Origin of the sequence: Amphritea opalescens, from assembly GCF_003957515.1 — a bacterium.
In the GTDB taxonomy this organism is placed as follows: domain Bacteria; phylum Pseudomonadota; class Gammaproteobacteria; order Pseudomonadales; family Balneatricaceae; genus Amphritea; species Amphritea opalescens.
The window spans coordinates 49,316-66,664 of sequence record NZ_RQXW01000016.1; the positions used below are offsets into that span (position 1 = coordinate 49,316).

The 17,349-nt window shown below is 48.2% G+C and carries 14 protein-coding genes; 7 read left to right on the forward strand and 7 right to left on the reverse strand.

Annotated features, from left to right (window positions below):
- Positions 1-15 precede the first annotated feature (15 nt).
- The 3 genes from betA to EH243_RS15170 all read right to left on the reverse strand — a co-directional run bounded on the left by betA (position 16) and on the right by EH243_RS15170 (position 4,993).
- The gene (gene betA / locus EH243_RS15160) at positions 16-1,722 is read right to left on the reverse strand and encodes a choline dehydrogenase (protein WP_126159510.1); all 1,707 of its coding nucleotides are present in this window, start codon (positions 1,720-1,722) and stop codon (positions 16-18) included.
- A 114-nt stretch (positions 1,723-1,836) separates the two neighbouring features.
- Complete coding sequence (betB, locus tag EH243_RS15165; protein ID WP_126159511.1) at positions 1,837-3,294, reverse strand: betaine-aldehyde dehydrogenase; 1,458 nt, start codon at positions 3,292-3,294, stop codon at positions 1,837-1,839.
- A gap of 652 nt (positions 3,295-3,946) precedes the next feature.
- On the reverse strand, positions 3,947-4,993 hold the full coding sequence (locus EH243_RS15170) for a GlxA family transcriptional regulator (protein WP_126159512.1): 1,047 nt from the start codon (positions 4,991-4,993) through the stop codon (positions 3,947-3,949).
- 496 nt (positions 4,994-5,489) lie between these two features.
- Here EH243_RS15170 and EH243_RS15175 point away from each other — a divergent pair, with 496 nt between their 5' ends.
- Positions 5,490-6,500, forward strand: a complete 1,011-nt coding sequence (locus tag EH243_RS15175; protein ID WP_126159513.1) for a LysR family transcriptional regulator — start codon at positions 5,490-5,492, stop codon at positions 6,498-6,500.
- Between the two features lie 203 nt (positions 6,501-6,703).
- On the opposite strand, the gene EH243_RS15180 is transcribed toward EH243_RS15175, so the two are convergent.
- The 4 genes from EH243_RS15180 to EH243_RS15195 form a co-directional block, all read right to left on the reverse strand.
- Positions 6,704-8,275, reverse strand: coding sequence for a GMC family oxidoreductase (locus EH243_RS15180; protein WP_126159514.1), 1,572 nt, complete (start codon positions 8,273-8,275; stop codon positions 6,704-6,706).
- Positions 8,276-8,296: 21 nt separating this feature from the next.
- The gene (locus EH243_RS15185) at positions 8,297-8,821 is read right to left on the reverse strand and encodes a twin-arginine translocation signal domain-containing protein (protein ID WP_126159515.1); all 525 of its coding nucleotides are present in this window, start codon (positions 8,819-8,821) and stop codon (positions 8,297-8,299) included.
- Positions 8,822-8,872: 51 nt separating this feature from the next.
- Entirely contained in the window at positions 8,873-9,268 is a 396-nt protein-coding gene (locus EH243_RS15190; protein ID WP_126159516.1) for a VOC family protein, read from the reverse strand.
- A gap of 105 nt (positions 9,269-9,373) precedes the next feature.
- Positions 9,374-9,679 carry a ribbon-helix-helix domain-containing protein gene (locus EH243_RS15195; protein ID WP_126159517.1) on the reverse strand — a complete coding sequence of 102 codons (306 nt, stop codon included), beginning with the start codon at positions 9,677-9,679 and terminating at the stop codon, positions 9,374-9,376.
- 285 nt (positions 9,680-9,964) lie between these two features.
- Here EH243_RS15195 and EH243_RS15200 point away from each other — a divergent pair, with 285 nt between their 5' ends.
- From EH243_RS15200 to EH243_RS15225, 6 genes are all read left to right on the forward strand, one after another.
- Positions 9,965-10,870, forward strand: a complete 906-nt coding sequence (locus EH243_RS15200) for a dihydrodipicolinate synthase family protein (protein WP_126159518.1) — start codon at positions 9,965-9,967, stop codon at positions 10,868-10,870.
- Between the two features lie 3 nt (positions 10,871-10,873).
- The gene (locus tag EH243_RS15205; protein ID WP_126159519.1) at positions 10,874-12,373 is read left to right on the forward strand and encodes an aldehyde dehydrogenase; all 1,500 of its coding nucleotides are present in this window, start codon (positions 10,874-10,876) and stop codon (positions 12,371-12,373) included.
- Positions 12,374-12,492: 119 nt separating this feature from the next.
- Complete coding sequence (locus EH243_RS15210) at positions 12,493-13,839, forward strand: NAD(P)/FAD-dependent oxidoreductase (protein ID WP_126159520.1); 1,347 nt, start codon at positions 12,493-12,495, stop codon at positions 13,837-13,839.
- Between the two features lie 409 nt (positions 13,840-14,248).
- Positions 14,249-15,280, forward strand: coding sequence for a TRAP transporter substrate-binding protein DctP (dctP, locus tag EH243_RS15215; protein ID WP_241235103.1), 1,032 nt, complete (start codon positions 14,249-14,251; stop codon positions 15,278-15,280).
- Positions 15,281-15,401: 121 nt separating this feature from the next.
- Entirely contained in the window at positions 15,402-15,914 is a 513-nt protein-coding gene (locus EH243_RS15220; RefSeq protein ID WP_126159521.1) for a TRAP transporter small permease, read from the forward strand.
- 58 nt (positions 15,915-15,972) lie between these two features.
- A complete protein-coding gene (locus EH243_RS15225; protein ID WP_126159522.1) occupies positions 15,973-17,271 on the forward strand; it encodes a TRAP transporter large permease in 1,299 nt (432 codons plus the stop codon).
- The last annotated feature ends 78 nt before the right edge of the window (positions 17,272-17,349 follow it).

Genomic DNA, 17,349 nt, shown 5'->3' on the forward strand with positions numbered 1-17,349 from the left:
CTCTGCCGGTGTCGTTTAATGGTTTTGTATGAGCGGTCTTTTGGCATTACCTAGACGTTGACGGTTTTGCCATTGATCATCAATCCAGACATCAACATGGGCCGCAGGTAATGGTTGTTTACCAAGAATGAGATCGGCTGCTTTTTCGGCCACCATGATGGTCGGGGCGTTTAGATTGCCATTGGGGATCGTTGGGAAGATAGATGAATCAACGACCCGTAGCGCTTCGATACCTCGGACTTTACACTGGTTATCCAGTACGGCCATCGGATCGTTATCCGCCCCCATCTTACAGCTGCATGATGGGTGATAGGCGCTCTCTACGTTTTCACGCACCCACTGATCGATCGCTTCATCGGACTCAATGCCAACGCCGGGTTGAATCTCTTCGCCACGGTATGCATCCATCGCGGGTTGATTGAGCAATTCCCGGGTGAGACGGATCGTATCCCGCCAGTCTTGTTTATCCTGAGGGGTACCGATGTAGTTAAAGAGGATATTCGGTTTTGCTTTAGGATCGGCGGATGTTATTCGGATTCGACCACGACTTTCGGGTTTGTTAGGGCCGACATGCACCTGAAAACCATGACCCTCAATCGCTTTGCCACCATCGTATCGCATGGCCGCCGGTAGGAAATGATACTGAATATTGGGCCACTTTAAGCCCGCTCTGGAGCGGATAAAGCCACAGGACTCAAAGTGATTGGTTGCGCCGAGGCCATCCTTAAACAGCATCCAGCGAGCGCCGATCAAGCCTTTGTTGAACAGGTCGAGTTTACCGTTCAGTGTGATCGGTTGTTGGCAGTGGTATTGGAAATAGACCTCTAGGTGATCCTGCAGATTTTCGCCGACCCCAGGTAAGTTTTGGATCACCTCGACCCCCGCGTCTTGAAGTACTTTCTCTGGCCCGATGCCCGATAGTTGCAGTAGTTGCGGTGAGCCGACAGAGCCTGCCGCTAGAATAACCTCGTTAAGCGCCGTTGCCTGCGTGATCTGACCGTCTTTCTCATATTCGACGGCCACGGCACGTTTACCCTCTAACACCACCTTACGGGTGAGCACACCGCTGATCAGGGTTAGGTTACTGCGTTTCATGGCATCACGCAGGTAAGCATTGGCTGTGGACGCCCGCACACCGTTTTTAACGGTCATATGCATGCTACCAAAGCCTTCCTGACGGTAACCGTTGTAATCCTCGGTGGTAGGGTAGCCCGCGTCTTCTCCGGCATTGATAAAGGCCTGATAAAGCGGGTTGAGCTGCATGTCATTACCACCGCAGGTGGTTAGCGGACCGGTGGAACCGCGATATTGATCGCCACCGTGATCCCAGCTCTCTGCCTTTTTGAAGTAGGGCAGACACTGTTGATAACCCCAGCCAGCGGCGCCCTGAGCTTCCCATTCATCGAAGTCGCAGGCATGACCGCGGACATACACCATACCATTAATAGAGGAGCCGCCCCCGAGCACTTTACCGCGAGGGCAGTGCATTGAACGACCATCTAGATAGGGCTCCTTTTCGCTATGAAACTGCCAAGCGTATTTGGGAGTGTTCATCGGGTAGGATAGGGCGGTGGGCATCTGAATAAAGATACTTTTATCACTACCGCCAGCTTCAAGGATTAACACCCGATGGTTACCATCTTCGGTCAGCCTATTGGCCAGAACGCAACCAGCAGAGCCTGCGCCAACAATGATGTAATCGTACTGTTTTTTGTTCGTCATACTGCTACCGCTTAATAATGAACTGGAAATAATGACCTATGGCGTTGAGCGTAATCGTTATGCTGCTGTTTTCTACCTTAGGCTTTTAGGGCAACTCGGCCATGGCTGATGTGGTTATTGATAAGGGCACTCAACATCGCCGAGTTCGACATAGACACTTTTGACCTGAGTGTAATGATTGAGTGTCTCAATCCCATTTTCACGGCCAACCCCAGACTGTTTATAGCCACCGACGGGCATCTCGGCGGGCGAAGCTCCCCAAGTATTGATCCAACAGATACCGGCTTGCAGGCGTGCAATCACGCGGTGGGCTTGGGCGAAATTCGTCGAGAAGATACCGGCGGCGAGTCCATATTCGGTATCGTTAGCACGCTCGATGACCTCTTCTTCGTCGCTAAAACGCAGTATCGACATGACGGGGCCAAAGATCTCTTCTTTGACGTTGGGCATCTCATCGGTGCAATCGGCAAAGACCGTTGGTTTAACAAAAAAGCCGTTAGCCAAATCGTTGTCAGTGACCCGTTCACCGCCACAGACTAAGCGAGCTCCGGCGGCTTTGGCGGCATCAATAAACCCAAGCACTTTTTCCATATGATTCTCTGAGATCAGTGCGCCTACCTGAGTATTGAGATCGGTAGGATCACCGATGATCATGCGTTCGGTGCGTTCGGCAACTTTCTGGACAAACTCATCATAGAGGCTGTCATGGACGAACACTCGGGTACCGTTGGTGCAAACTTCACCTTGGGTATAGAAGTTTGCCAGCATTGCACCGGAGACCGCATTGTCAATATCGGCATCCTCGAACACAATCAGAGGTGACTTGCCGCCTAACTCCATCGTGACCTCTTTGAGAGATCCTGCGGCATCGGCCATCACTTTTTTACCGGTACCGCATTCGCCGGTGAAGGACACCTTGGCGATCTCGGGATGGCGAGACAGTGCTTGGCCTACACGGTAATCACCTTGCACCACATTGAAAACACCATCAGGTAATCCCGCTTCGGTAAAGATCTCGGCCAGCTTAAGCACGCTCAACGGTGTTTCTTCTGAGGGTTTAAAGATCATGCAGTTACCGGCGGCCAACGCGGGGCCAGATTTCCACATCGCGATCTGAATCGGATAATTCCATGCACCAATACCGGCACAGATGCCTAAGGGTTCACGGCGGCTATAGAAGAAGTTAGTGCCTCCTAGATCTTGCTGTTGTCCATGAATGGACGCCGCAAGCCCAGCATAATATTCAATCACATCGGCACCGGTGGCGATATCGACGCAGTTGGCTTCCTGTAGCGGCTTACCGGTGTCGAGTACTTCCAGCATTGCCAGTTCATCGTTACGTTCGCGGAGAATAGCGACCGCCCGCATGAGAATTCGTCCCCGTTCAGCGCCGCTCATAGAGGACCAAACGTTAAAGCCCTTGTTAGCCGCGGCAACGGCTAGATCGACATCGGCCAGAGACGCTTGTTGCACCTCGGCAATGACCTTACCCGTCGCGGGATTGACGCTGGTAAAGGTTTCACCGGAGGTCGCATCCTGATAACGGCCATTGATATATAGAGCTTTTTGCATAGGTATTCGTCTCACTTAATTCTCAGCCTACCACTCAATGAGTGCTACCAGGCTTGGATGACGGATGCTCAACCGACGCTAATAAAGTGCCTATAAAGACGCGAGGCAGTTCAAGTTATTAGATTCGCGAGCATATTATTTTTTATTGATTGATCGTTTAATTAAAAATAATACTGGCTATTTCTTGAGCAAATGTCAAAAGTGAAAGGTGTCGCTTTTAGAACTTAAATTTTCTAAGCGACAGTATGAAGGAGGTTGTTTTTTGAACACTAGTCGTTATTGTTTAAATAACTATATGATTTTAAATAGATAAATTTATTTAATCTTTTCGGTTGATTTTTAGCCGATAGAGACGAAATGTCGCAAAAAGATATTTCATTGACGTGAATGGGCAGTGAGCAGGTGGAGGGAATGCTGGTGATTAGGGTCGATGTCGCTTCTGGTATATTTATTTCAAGGCCACTTGGCTGGGTTATTGAGTGATAGTACCGTAAGGATATGTATCAGCCATAGATCCGTAACTGATAACGACAGGTTTCAAGGAAGCAGCGTTGTGTTGGCGTAGAAAGAGTTGAGAGGGCATTGAACCAGACGCTAGATGTTACGGCACCGTTTAGACTTCTCTTCACCCGTTATGAGGGGCTAGCCGCAATCAACTATTCTGTTTCTGCCGTGCAGCGCTGGGAGATAAACCGAAATAATCCTTAAAGCAGTTGCTGAAGTGGCTGGTACTAACAAAGCCACAGGCTAGAGACACATTGGTGATGCTTTCATTGCTTTGTAGTAATAAGCGACGGGCATGGGTGATCCGTAGTTCCAGATAGTAGCGTGAAGGGCTCGTTTCAAGATGTGTCTGAAACAGACGCTCCATTTGACGTCGGGAGATATCGATACAGTCCGCTAGTTCTTCAAGGCTGAGAGGCTCTTCGATATTGTTACGCATCAATACCATGATGTTGCGCAGGGTTTCAGGAAAGGTTGGATTATCGCCTATCTGCAGAGGTATGGATTCTTGGTTTTCCGCTACCTGATCGCAGCTCAGAATCTCTCTGACCGCGCGCACAATCTCACTCCCCTGTTGTTGAGCGATAAGTTTCAACATCATTTCCAACGCACTAACGGGGCCGGCACAGCTCGCGCGTTTTTCACCAATCACCAGAGTGTTATTCGATACACGGGTATTGGGAAAGTGCTCTCGCATGTAAGCGTGATTATCGGGATGGGCTGCGCACTCGACCTGTTCCATCAGGCCGGCATGGGCCAGTGGAATGACGCCGTTCCATAAGCCACCGAGAGTGATCCCCAGTTTGTCGGCCGCCCTCAGACAGGTGGTGAGTTTTGCATTGGGCTCTAGTGAGCAGCGAAACCCCCCGCAGACAATCAGAATGTCCAGTTCATCACGATGCTGAATGGCTAAGGCTTCAATCGTGCTGCCGGTGGCGATATCGATACCAAGATCACTGGTGACCATCCGTGAATCGACCCCCAGCGTCATATAATCAAAGTGTTGCCCAGGCAGCACCAGGTTCGCGGTCACCAATACATCGACCGCTCCAGTAAAGGCAACCATCGAGAAATTTTTCTGCAGAATAAAACCGACTTTTATGAGCTTTTGTTGGTCGTTATTCTCGTTTAAAAATGCCTTATTGGTATTGCTGATCGCTTTGCTGAAATCTCGTTTGGTCGATGGGGCTGCCATTGATAGCGTCTCTTTAAATATAAGTCGGGCCGTTTATATCAGTGATTGTACTGCTATTTTCCGTCATAGATGTAGCAATAACAGTGGAACTACTTTAATTGGCCTCTATTTTACCATTGAGGTGGGAGTATCCGTGGCGAAGATGACCTCTCCATAGGGTTCGTTGAGTCAAATGGTTCTCGAGTAATGAATACGGAAAAGGGAGGCTATACTGCACATCATCTTTGTTATTTTGGGGCACTTGTTACTTTGAAGTGGTTGAGGTGTCATTGTTGTTGTTTTATCCGCTAGTGAAGTGACACAGCTATTGTTGATGAGAGGTTAAAAATATTGCGGTGACCTCACTTGAGTTGTTAGCCTAAAGATCGACATTCGTTGACCTACTTTAAACTTGCTTTATGATGCTTGATTTTATGTAAGTTATGAATCTGAGTTTATGGCTGGACTAAAAGCCGATAAAGCGACTTTTTATTAAGAGAATTGAATACCTGACGTTATGGTTAAACATGTAGAGCCCGATCAGATTTTAGTGAAGATGCCCTCCTTGCGAGCAGTTAGGTCGTTTGTTGCCGCCGCTAAATATCAAAACTTTACCCGTGCAGCCGAAGCGTTGTGCGTGACTCAAGCGGCGATCAGTCGTCAGATTAGAGAGTTGGAGGCTTCACTAGGTGTCAGTTTATTTAAACGGGCGGGCCGAGCGGTTGAGCTGACCGAGGCGGGGACGATTTTTTATGATGCAGCTTATCTGTCGTTCGTAAATATTGCACAGGCCGCTCAGCGGATTAAAAACAGCGATAAACGTAAGCACGAACTGATCATCTGTTGTTCGCCCGCTTTTTCAGCTTTTTGGTTATCGAGCCGCTTACCCAGTTTTTTTGCCGGCCATCCCGATATTGATGTGAATATCGTGACCACCAATAACTTTCTAAAGATGGAGCCGGGTATACATCCTGACATCTTTATCAATAAAGTGAGCGATCCCCGTGAAGGTTATCATTCTATTCCCCTGTTTTATGATCTGATCTATCCGGTCTGTTCACCTCTGTTTTTAAAGCAGAACCCCGATATTGTTACCTTGGATGGGTTGCTCAATACAACGCTACTAAACCTTAGCCCGTATGGGCGTTCGCAGATTGCGGAGCATGTAGACTGGGAGGTGTGGCTGAGTAGCCATGGGGTTTCACTGGATATCGATAGCGAGGGGGCGCGGCATCTATTCAATGCGAATGACTATAATATGTTGATTCAGATGGTACTGAACCATCAGGGTGTTAGCCTAGGCTGGAATCAGCTTGTTAAGCCTATGATCGAACAGGGCTGGCTAGTTCGGGTGGGGGACTATGAAGCGGAATATCGAGAAAAACTCCACTATCTTACCTACTCGCAAAGTAAAAAAGATAACCCCGCTTTCCGCGCATTTAAAGATTGGTTTCTGGATGTGATTAAAACGGAAGATACCTGTTTGAATCGAGATGTAAGCACGCCAACTCAACCATTGAAGCCGTAGTCCAGCTCATATCAAGGTTGTTTTGCTCTGCATCAGGCGTGCAACGAAGGACGGCAACAATATCTCCTAGGTTATTAGCGATTAGATTTGATAAAAAGCCCCCTCAGACGCGGGGGGAGTTCACTTAAATGAGATCACCGACCTGATCGTTTCGCAGCCTCACTGCGCCGAATGATGATCAGGCCGGTTAAGTGAAGCGCGGTTTAGATGTTCATGGCGGCCATTTGACGGGCAATGTATTCAGATTGTCTAATCGCCAAGGCGACAATGGTAAGCGTCGGGTTTTCCGTCGCGCCTGTGGTGAACTGACTACCATCGGATATAAATAGATTGTCGATATCATGGCTCTGGCCCCAACCATTAACCACGCCGTCTTTAGCGTTAAGGCTCATTCTGTTGGTGCCTAGGTTGTGGGTGCTCGGGTAGGGCGGTACACGAATGGTGTTGAGCGCGCCAATCGATTCATAGACGGCGGCACCTTGTTTGTAGGCCTGTTCACGCATGGCGATATCATTAGGATGATCCGTGACATGGACATTAGCCACCGGCAGACCATATTGATCTTTAACCTCATGGTTGAGGGTAATTCGATTGGTTTCTTGCGGCATATCTTCACCAACAAGCCACATACCGGCCATATTCTCATAGTTGTCCAGTTCACCGGTAAACTCTTTACCCCAACTGCCGGGGTTAAGGAAGGCCGCTAAAAAGGGCAGGCCGAGTGATATGGTTTCCATCTCATAACCCGCCACAAAGCCCCGTGTAGGGTTGTGTTCGGATTCGTCCTGAATAATACCGGCCATGGTGGTGCCACGGTGCATATTAACGGGTTGTTCAAAAACCCCATAGACCGAGCCTGTGACGTGACGCATGTAGTTTCTGCCGACCTGTCCTGAACTATTGGCAAGGCCATCTGGAAACTGTGCGCTGGCAGAGTTGAGTAGTAGGCGTGGGCTTTCAATCGAGTTCCCAGCGACACAGACAACGCGTGCCTTCTGAGTATGCTGCTGGCCATCGGCATCGACGTAAATCACGCCGTCCACTTTGCCTGCTTGGTTATGGGTGATTTTTAATACATGAGCTTCGGCCCGTAGTTCGAAATGACCGGTAGCCTCTGCCTTAGGGATTTCGGTATAAAGTGTTGACCACTTCGCGCCCATCCGACAACCTTGAAAACAAAACCCTAGCTGACGACATGATGCACGACCATCTCGAGGTTGTGAGTTGATGGCCATGCGTCCGGTATGAACTTCTTTATAACCGAGTTGTTTGGCGCCGGCTTCCATCACCTTATAGTTGTTGTTGCCTGGGAGTGCGGGGATGCCGTTGGTTTGTGTGACGCCCATTTTATCTTCGGCCATATCATAATAGGGCTCTAGATCTTGAAGTGTAATGGGCCAATCTAACAGGTTGGCGCCTTCAACATGACCATAGGTGCTGAGGCCTTTAAATTCGTGTTCTTGAAAGCGTAAGCTGGCCCCCGCCCAATGTAACGTGGAACCGCCGACGGTTTTACAGATCCATGCGGGTAAATTAGGAAAATCTTTAGCAACCCGCCATTCGCCGGAGGTGGTGCGTTTATCCAACCAGGCTTCTTTGGAAAACATTTCCCACTCTTTATTAACGAAATCGGTTTTAAAATCGAGGTGCTTTCCGGCTTCTAGGCAGACGACGTTAACGCCCTTCTGGGCTAATTCATTACTGAGCGTACCGCCACCGGCGCCAGAGCCGATGACAACCACAACACTGCTATCGTTTAGATCAAATTTTTTCATTGTTATTATCCTCAATCTTTTTTAGTGGTTTGGCAGCCAGTCGATATCATCGAAACCACGTTCTAGATAACCACCGTAAGGGAAGGATGGGCCTTCATAACCGAATAGGCTCCAGATCTTGTCATTGTTATACAGTGCCACCACGATGTGACTACGCACCTGATTGAAGAAAGGGCTACCTTCTATTTTCTTAACCACGAGCAGTTGCTGCTCAGCAGATAATGCTAAGAAATTGTTTTGGCTGTGTGAATTGAGGGTTTGAACCCCCTCGTTAAGTAGTTTCAGTAATGCAGGGTCGTTTTTGGCGTTAGCATCTAATCCTTCGACACAGGCATCGTAGTAGACATCAGTCAGTTGCTTGTGAGGGTAGAGCACACGACAAAGCGCCGAGAGACTCTTACCTGTTTTATGATCCAGCGTGGTTAGTGTCATTGCCCACGCACTGGGGCTAATGCTGATGCCTGATAGGGCGATAGCAACGGCACCTGCTGCGGTCATGGTGCCTTTTTTTAAGAAGCTTCTGCGGCTCAAGTTTTGCTTTTTCATACTCAACTCCGGAATTTTATTGTTGTGGTTTCGGAATGCTGTAGCAGATCGTTATTGATAGCGGCCATGCTTTTCTAAAAACTCAATTTTGTAACCATCGGGATCGGTGACAAAAAAGAAACGCGCTAATAATTGATTATCACGGTGAAACTCTTTCACCTCAGCGGGTTGGAAACCCAGTTTTGTCAGTTTTTCTTGGGTGGCGGCGACATCGTCCACACAGACAGCGAGATGGCCATAGCCGGAACCATGGGTGTAAGGTTCGGTTTGACTGTGATTATGGGTGAGTTCTAATTCGAAATCGTTTTCGTCATTACGCAGATAAACCAGTGTAAAGCCGTCAAAATCGAGGCGGTCTGCGATATTGAGATCTAGCGCTTGTTGGTAAAACGAGAGTGAGCGATCTAAGTCAAACACTCGGATCATTGAGTGGATAGCTTTTGCCATGGCGAAATTAACCTCATCTGATTGATACAGTAGAGGTTAATTCTTTCCGCGCTCGCTTGGTGGTACTGGAGTACCACACGGGCGGTAAGTGACCAAAAAGTTAGCTTAACTCGCAGCCAGGAGTTGTTCGTGGGCGGTTGTCATCACTTCATCGGGTTGCTCTAGGTAGAGTGCGCAGGCGCAACGCAATAAAGACGCAAAGTTAGGCACATCGCCATTAATAACAAGCGCTTCATCATATATTTTGGAGAGGAATTGAGGCGTGCTCATGGTCTGTTCCGCAGCCACCCCATCGAGAATGCTCCAAAATTTGGCTTCCAATTTCACGCTGGTGGAGTGGCCACCTAGGCGGAGTGAACGGGAGATGAATTTATAATTTTCAGGATTCTGTCCAGCAAAAATATGGCACATGGCGAGGCTCTTTTTTATTTTTAGAATAGTCAATTAACAACAGTATAGGGTATTCAACGGCCCTGTTTCCAGAGCCGTGACCGGATACTCGACCTATTGATAGGTTATTAATGCTGCATTAGACGGCTGTTTTCTGTTTCTTTTCATAACCTGAAGTTATGTTTAGCGCGCAAAAAAGGTTGATTGTGGAGCTATCACCCCTGTCGTTACTATTTTAATAAGTTCGGATCACCCCTCAATAGGTGAGTTCGGTCACATATGATAATGATAACGAAGGTGAATTGAATGCATTTCGAAGGGATTTACACGCCAGTAATTACACCGTTTAAAGCGGATTTCTCCATCGATTACGATGCCTATGCTGCCCATGTTCAGTACCTCCTCGATGCCGGTGTTCAGGGCTTGATGATCGGTGGTACTACCGGTGAATACTATGTTGAAAGTCATGAGGAGCGGGTTGAGCTACTGAAAATTGCCCGTCAAATCTGCAAAGAAAAGCTGCAAATTATTTTTGGCACCGGCTCTATTGATCCAAAACAATCGATTAAGTTAGCTGAAGATGCTGCTAAATATGAAGCGGATGTCATTCTGCTAGCAACCCCCCCTTATTCGCTCCCGACTCAGCAAGAGTTGGCCGAGCATGTGATGACACTTGACCGGGCGGCGGGTCTGCCAGCGATGCTTTATAACTACCCAGACCGCATGGGTGTGAATATGGAAGCGGAATTTTTTGATCGTATCGCCGACTGTAGCAATATTTGCAGCATCAAAGAGAGCTCCGGTGATATTAATCGTCTGCATATGTTGATCAATGATTATCCACGGATTCAGGTTGCCTGTGGTATGGATGATCAGGCGCTGGAGTTCTTCGCTTGGGGTGCTAAAAGCTGGGTATGTGCCGGTTCTAACTTCCTGCCAAAAGAGCATATGGCGCTTTATAACGCCTGTGTTGTCGAGAACGACTTTGCTAAAGGCCGTCGCATTATGACTGAGATGATGCCGTTGATGCATGTGTTGGAACAGGGCGGCAAGTTTATCCAGAGCGTTAAGCATGGTGTCACCCTTGATGGTCGTGTTGGTGGCGAAGTACGCAAACCGTTGCTCGGTCTTGATGATGCAGAGAAAGAAGCCATGGCACAGGTAGTGGCTCAACTGAAAACGAATATTGCTAACATTGTCGCGGAGGACTGAACCATGGCCGATCTACTGACACAGGATGAATACAAAGCGATTGCCGCTCAACTGACGCCACCGTCCATGAGTTTTATCAATGGTAGCTTACGGCCCGCCAGCGATGGCGGCACCATTGCGGTCACCAACCCAGCGACCGGCGAGAAGATTACCGAGATTGCGGCCTGTACCACTGAGGATGTTGATTATGCGGTGGCGAGTGCGCGAGCAGCGTTTGAAAGCGGCAGCTGGAGCAAGATGCATCCGTCAGAACGTAAAGGTATTTTGATTAAGTTAACCCAGTTGATCGAACAACATGGTGATGAGCTGGCGGTATTAGAATCTATCGATTCAGGTAAGCCTATTTTTGACTGTGTCACCATCGATATTCCTGAAGTGGTTCATACCATCAGCTGGCATGCGGAATTGATCGATAAAATTTATGATCAGACGGCGCCTGTTGGTTCGGGTGCGATGGCGATGGTGGTGCGTGAACCGGTCGGTGTGGTCGGTGCGGTGTTGCCATGGAATTTCCCTATTTTGATGTTGGCTTGGAAGATGGCGCCTTCATTGGCGGCGGGCTGTTCAGTAGTACTGAAGCCTGCTGCGCAGACCTCATTGACGGCCATTCGGGTGGCTGAGTTGGCCGCTGAAGCGGGCGTGCCTGCAGGGGTGTTCAACGTGGTGACCGGTTCGGGTCGTGTTGTGGGCGAGGCGATTGGCCGTCATATGGATGTTGATATGGTGACCTTTACCGGCTCGACAGTCACTGGACGTCGTTTCCTTAACTATTCTGCCGATTCTAATATCAAAGAAGTCGTGCTTGAACTGGGCGGTAAAAACCCCTGTGTTGTGCTCGATGATGCAGAAGATCTGGATACGGTGGCTGAACAGGTGGTTGCTGCTGCTTTCTGGAATATGGGTGAAAACTGCTCTGCGGGTTCTCGCTTGATTGTTCAGGAAGGTGTTAAAGAGGCATTGCTGGCAAAAATTGTAGCCCATGCCAAAGAGTGGAAAACCGGTGATCCCCTTGACCCTAGCAATCAATTAGGTGCACTGGTTGATAAAGGTCATTTCGATAAGGTCACAGAGTATTTCGACATCGCTAAAGAAGACGGGCACCGGCTAATCATGGGCGGTGAGTCTGTCGATGGTTGCTATGTTCTGCCGACGATCTACGACGATGTTAAAAACAGTGATCGTTTAGCTCAAGAAGAAATTTTTGGTCCTGTGCTTTCGGTGATCACCGTGAGTAGTTATGAAGAAGCGATCGCAGTTGCCAATGATACTGAATATGGTCTGGCGGCCTCTGTCTTTACGGCGAATGCTCGCAAGTCTATGCGTGCGGCTCAGGCACTCAGGGCGGGTACGGTTACGGTTAACTGCTTTGGTGAAGGTGATATCACCACGCCATTCGGTGGTTATAAACAATCGGGTTTTGGTGGCCGTGATAATTCCATTCATGCCCATGATCAGTTTACGCAGTTGAAAACGATCTGGGTCGATCTAGGTGATGAAGCGTAGATCGTTGCGCTGACTGAAAGTTAAAGCACCCGATATTTAGGTATAGAACTCAGGGCGAACCGCTAGGACGGGGTTCGCTCATGGGAGGCGCTTGCCTGATGATAGGGGCGGAAAAATTTATGAAGAACAGGATAAACGTAAAACGATTGCCGAAAGACCCTGGTCCCGCCGCGTGGAATCGTATTTTGCCATCATCCGCCGGTTATCCGACGTTAAAGGATGATATTCATGCGGATTGGGTGGTGGTCGGAGGTGGATTTGCCGGCTTAGCCGCGGCACGCCGTCTCAGTCAGTTAGTGGGTGATGAATCCATCGTGGTACTGGAAGCCAGCCGGCTAGCCGATGGCCCAGCCGGTCGTAACAGTGGTTTTATGATTGATCTACCCCATGAACTGAATTCGGACACCTATGCTGGCAGTCAGCATCAGGATCAACAACAGATTCGTCTTAACCGTGCCGCGATTGAGTTTGCCCGTGAAACGGCAGAAGCCTATGGCATGGAACGTCAGGTATTTGATCCCTGCGGAAAAATGACCGCCGCAGGTACAGCTAAAGGTCTGGCGCATATCAACAGTTATCGCGGCCACTTGGATGCCCTCGGCGAAGCCTATGAACTGAAAAGTGCTGCCGATATGAAAGATTGGACCGGTAGTGATTTTTATCAACAGGGGTTATTCACCCCAGGGGCGGTGATGATTCAGCCCGCGGCCTTTGTGCGACAAGCGGCGAGAGGGATGAGCGAGCGGGTATCTTTCTATGAGAATAGCCCGGTAACGTCGATGCAGTTTGGCGCGGAGCACCGTTTAATCACGCCGGGCGGCAGCGTACGTGCTAAGCGGGTGATTCTGGCGGTCAACGGGCATATTCAATCCTTCGGCTTCTTCCCTAGTCGGTTATTGCATGTGTTTACCTATGCATCGATGACTCGGGCGCTGACTCCGCAGGAAATCAGCCGTTTAGGGGGCGTGGCAGACTGGGGGGTTTTACCGGCAGATCCAATGGGCACCACGGTACGGCGAAGCTCAGATTACCGTGGCAGTGGCAACCGGATCGTGATCCGCAACCATGCAACCCTGAATCAATCGATTGAAGTCAGCCCTAAGAATATGAAGCGGGCGGCGGGCCTGCAAGATCGATCCTTTGCTAATCGTTTTCCAATGTTGGATGGGGTGGAGATGGAGTATCGCTGGGGTGGGCGACTCTGTTTGTCATTGAACTCCATGCCCGCGTTTGGCGAGATTGAAGAGCGGGTTTGGTCGGCTTGCTGTCAGAATGGATTGGGAACCGTTAAAGGGACGCTGTCGGGGATGATGGCAGCGGAAATGGCGGTATTAGGACGTTCTGATTTATTAACCGATTATCTTGATCATCAACAACCTAAGCGCTTACCCCCTGAACCTTTTTTATCGTTAGGGGCAAATGCGACCATGCGATGGAAAGAGTGGATGGCCGGTACGGAGCTTTGAATTAGGTAGCGAGATCGTTATAAAAAATATAATAAAGGCCCGTCATATTTTATGGCGGGCCTTTTTTCGTTCGGATTTTACACTGTCTACTCGGGGGTATTTTTTACTGTATTAACGTATGTATCCAAAATTAATGCGTCTATGTATCCTATCCTATTTTTTCGTTGTCTTTTATTTTTGATATTGGAAATTGTGTTCTTTTTGTACAGCTGTGTGATGTTGTTTCATAACGATAAGTTATGGAAAGTGCGGTGAATTAGTCATTGGACGATGATTGGTCATGGTTTTTATACTTCATGTACGTTTTAGAAACATTTTGTTATCCATCGCACACCAGTGGTGTTTGAAAAAAATATGTTTTTAGACGGTTTTGTTTTCATAATTTAAAAGAATAAAACAGGACTACAGAATGAAAATATTCGCTAAAAAGCTTTTAAAAATCTCCCGAATAGCGGCTATGTCAGCTGCTGTTGCTATGACTGCCAGTTTGAATGTATCAGCAAGCACCGATAATCATAAGTTTAATTTGGCGCTTGAATCCGGTGATCGTGATTCTGCTTCAGGTAAATCGATGCAGATGTGGGCTGATCTGATAAAAGAGAAATCCGATGGGCGAATGAAGGTTAATATCTTCTATCAAGGTGAACTGGGCGGACAGCAAGAGCTATTCGATCAGCTTGTGAAGGGTAATATCCATATGATGCTGACTTGGCCGCAAACATCCTATGATGAGCGACTAGGGGTTAACTATATTCCGTATCTGACGCTTGGCTGGGAGGATGCACTAGCGGCATATGGTGAAAATGGTTGGCTGAAAAACATTCTTGGTCCCGTTTATGCCGATATTGGTTTGAAGTACTTCGGACCTTATCCTGAAGGTTTCGGCGGTATCGCTACAAAAGGCCGTTATGCGACAAGCTTTGAAGATGCTCAGGGTATGAAGGTGCGTTCTCAGCCGGTTTTCCCGCTACCACAGACAATGCAAGCGATGGGTTTTCAAGCCGTGCCTATCGACTGGGCTGAAGTCTATACTTCAATTCAGACGGGTGTTGTTGATGGCGACTCCAGTAATGTTATCTACTGGGACTATGAATATTTTCGTGATCAATTGGACTACTTCGTTCATTCAAAACATAACTTCTCTTCTTACGCGATGCTGATGAACAACGAAGCTTGGGAAGAGCTTGATGCTGAAGATCAGAACATCATCGCTTCTGCTGCACAGGCTGTGATCGACAAGCAATTTGTTGATGCCAAAACGGAAGATGCCAAGTGGATAAAAGCGGCTCAGGATGCGGGGATGGAGTATATTGTGCCAACCACCGAACAGATGGCCGCTTGGGTTAAGCGTGTCCGTGCTGAGGTATGGCCTATGGCTGAAGAATCCTTGGGTAAAGAACTGATGGATGAGCTTCGCGCCAACGCATCAGTCCCTCAATAGTTATTCCTCTGACCTGCTATCGAGCGAATAATTCTCTATGACGTTTAACACGCTCTGAAGCAGTAATTTACAGCCGGTTTATCGCCGGCTGCTTCTTTATTCAAGTCTCAGGAGAAATCTAATGACGGGACTACTCCGTTTTATCGAAAAAGTGGATATGTTGTTGGTACTGATTGTTAAGCCTATTGTGGTGGTGATCAGTTTGGCAATCGCATTGATGTTGTCCTACGGCATATTCAGCCGGGCGGTACTGGGTACTCCGGTATTTGGTCTTGAAGAGCTTATTCTAATGGGCGCAATGTGGCTTTATATGCTGGGGGCGGTGCTTGCTTCCCGTGATCGCACACACCTCTGTGCTGATTTTGTTCAGGTAGCCACGGATAACCAACGCATCATCAGTTTTATGCATCTGTTAGCGACGACGGTCTCTCTTTTTATGGCGGTGATGTTTGCAACTTGGAGTTATGATTTGATGGTGTGGGGGCTGCAAAAAGGCCAAACGACCACAGTGTTTCATCTTCCTTGGTACTTATCTCAGAGTAGTTTGTTTGTTGCCAGTACTCTGTTTATCTTCTATTTGATCCGTGATTTCTGTCATGACCTGCAGGGGTTCTGTCAGTCGCAGTCCCGTTAAAACTCCGGCTGTTTATAGGACAGACCTTTAACAACAATATGTTTATCAGGAATTTATTATGGGTGCTTTGCTCGCTATTGTTGCCGTGGTGCTTTTGATGATGATCGGTGTGCCGGTTGTTTTCTCTTTTGCTGCAATGACGATGATTTTATCGATCGTTTATGATGTTGATATATCATCACTTATGACGACAGGCTTCTGGTCGGTTAACTCAATTATCTTATTGGCTTTACCATTGTTCGTCATGACTGGTTATTTGATGCAAGCGGGTGGAATGGCCGCTCGCTTGGTGTATTTTGTGGAGGCGCTGGTCGGCAAATCCCGTAGTGGTATGGGATCTTCTATGGTCGTCGCCTGTGGTGTGTTTGGCGCGATCTCCGGTACTGCTTCGGCTGCCGTTGCTTCCATCGGGACTATTATGATCGATCCGATGGAAAAGCATGGGTATTCCAGAGAGTATACCAGTGCATTGTTGGGGATCTCTTCACTGCTAGGGCTGTTGATACCGCCCAGTATTACCATGATTCTGTACGCTGTCGTTACCCGTCAGTCGGTTGCGGCTTGCTTTCTCGCCACTATTGGACCGGGTATTCTGTTGATTTTTCTACTTTGTTTTATCAACTGGATCAAAATGCGTAATCATCCTGATCCGGCGCAGGAGGTCATGAATTTCCGTCAGCGTGTCGAGGCGGTGAGTGATAATGCCTGGAAGGCCTTTCCTGCACTGATGTTACCCGTGATTATTCTGGGTGGGATTTACGGCGGCGTGTTTACACCCACGGAAGCCGCTGCTGTTGCGGTAACCTATGCGATACCCGTAGGGTTATTTGTTTATCGTGAACTTGATTTGCGTAAGATCGGTCGTTGCATGGTGGATGCTGCAACAACAACCGGCGTGATCATGGTTATTCTCGTATTCTCTTTTGTTGCCAGCCGTATTTTTACTTTTGAACGGGTGCCTCAGGAGCTGACAGAATTACTGATGGACATGTTTGAAAGTAAACTGATGATCCTGCTGGTGGTGAATATCTTCTTGATTCTCCTGGGGATGATTATGGATGATGTGAGTGTCGTCGCCATTATCAGTCCACTGTTGCTGCCCGTTATGGTGAATATAGGCATTGATCCGGTTCACTTCGCGGCGATTGTAGGTACCAGTGTTGTTATCGGCTGTAATAGTCCGCCAATGGCGCCTATTTTGTTTATGACCTGTCGTATCGGTAAGGTAGGCATGTCTCAGGTGATGCGTCCGGCATTGAGCTTAATGTTTTTTGCAGCCTTGCCTGTTATGTTAATCACTACCTATTGGTCGCCATTGGCGTTATATTTGCCACGGGCATTTGGTTACATAGACTAAGCGGTGATTGCGTCAACTGTCTATCCATATATATCAGGGCTTCGGCCCTGTTTTTTGTTATATGGGCTGAATATTAAT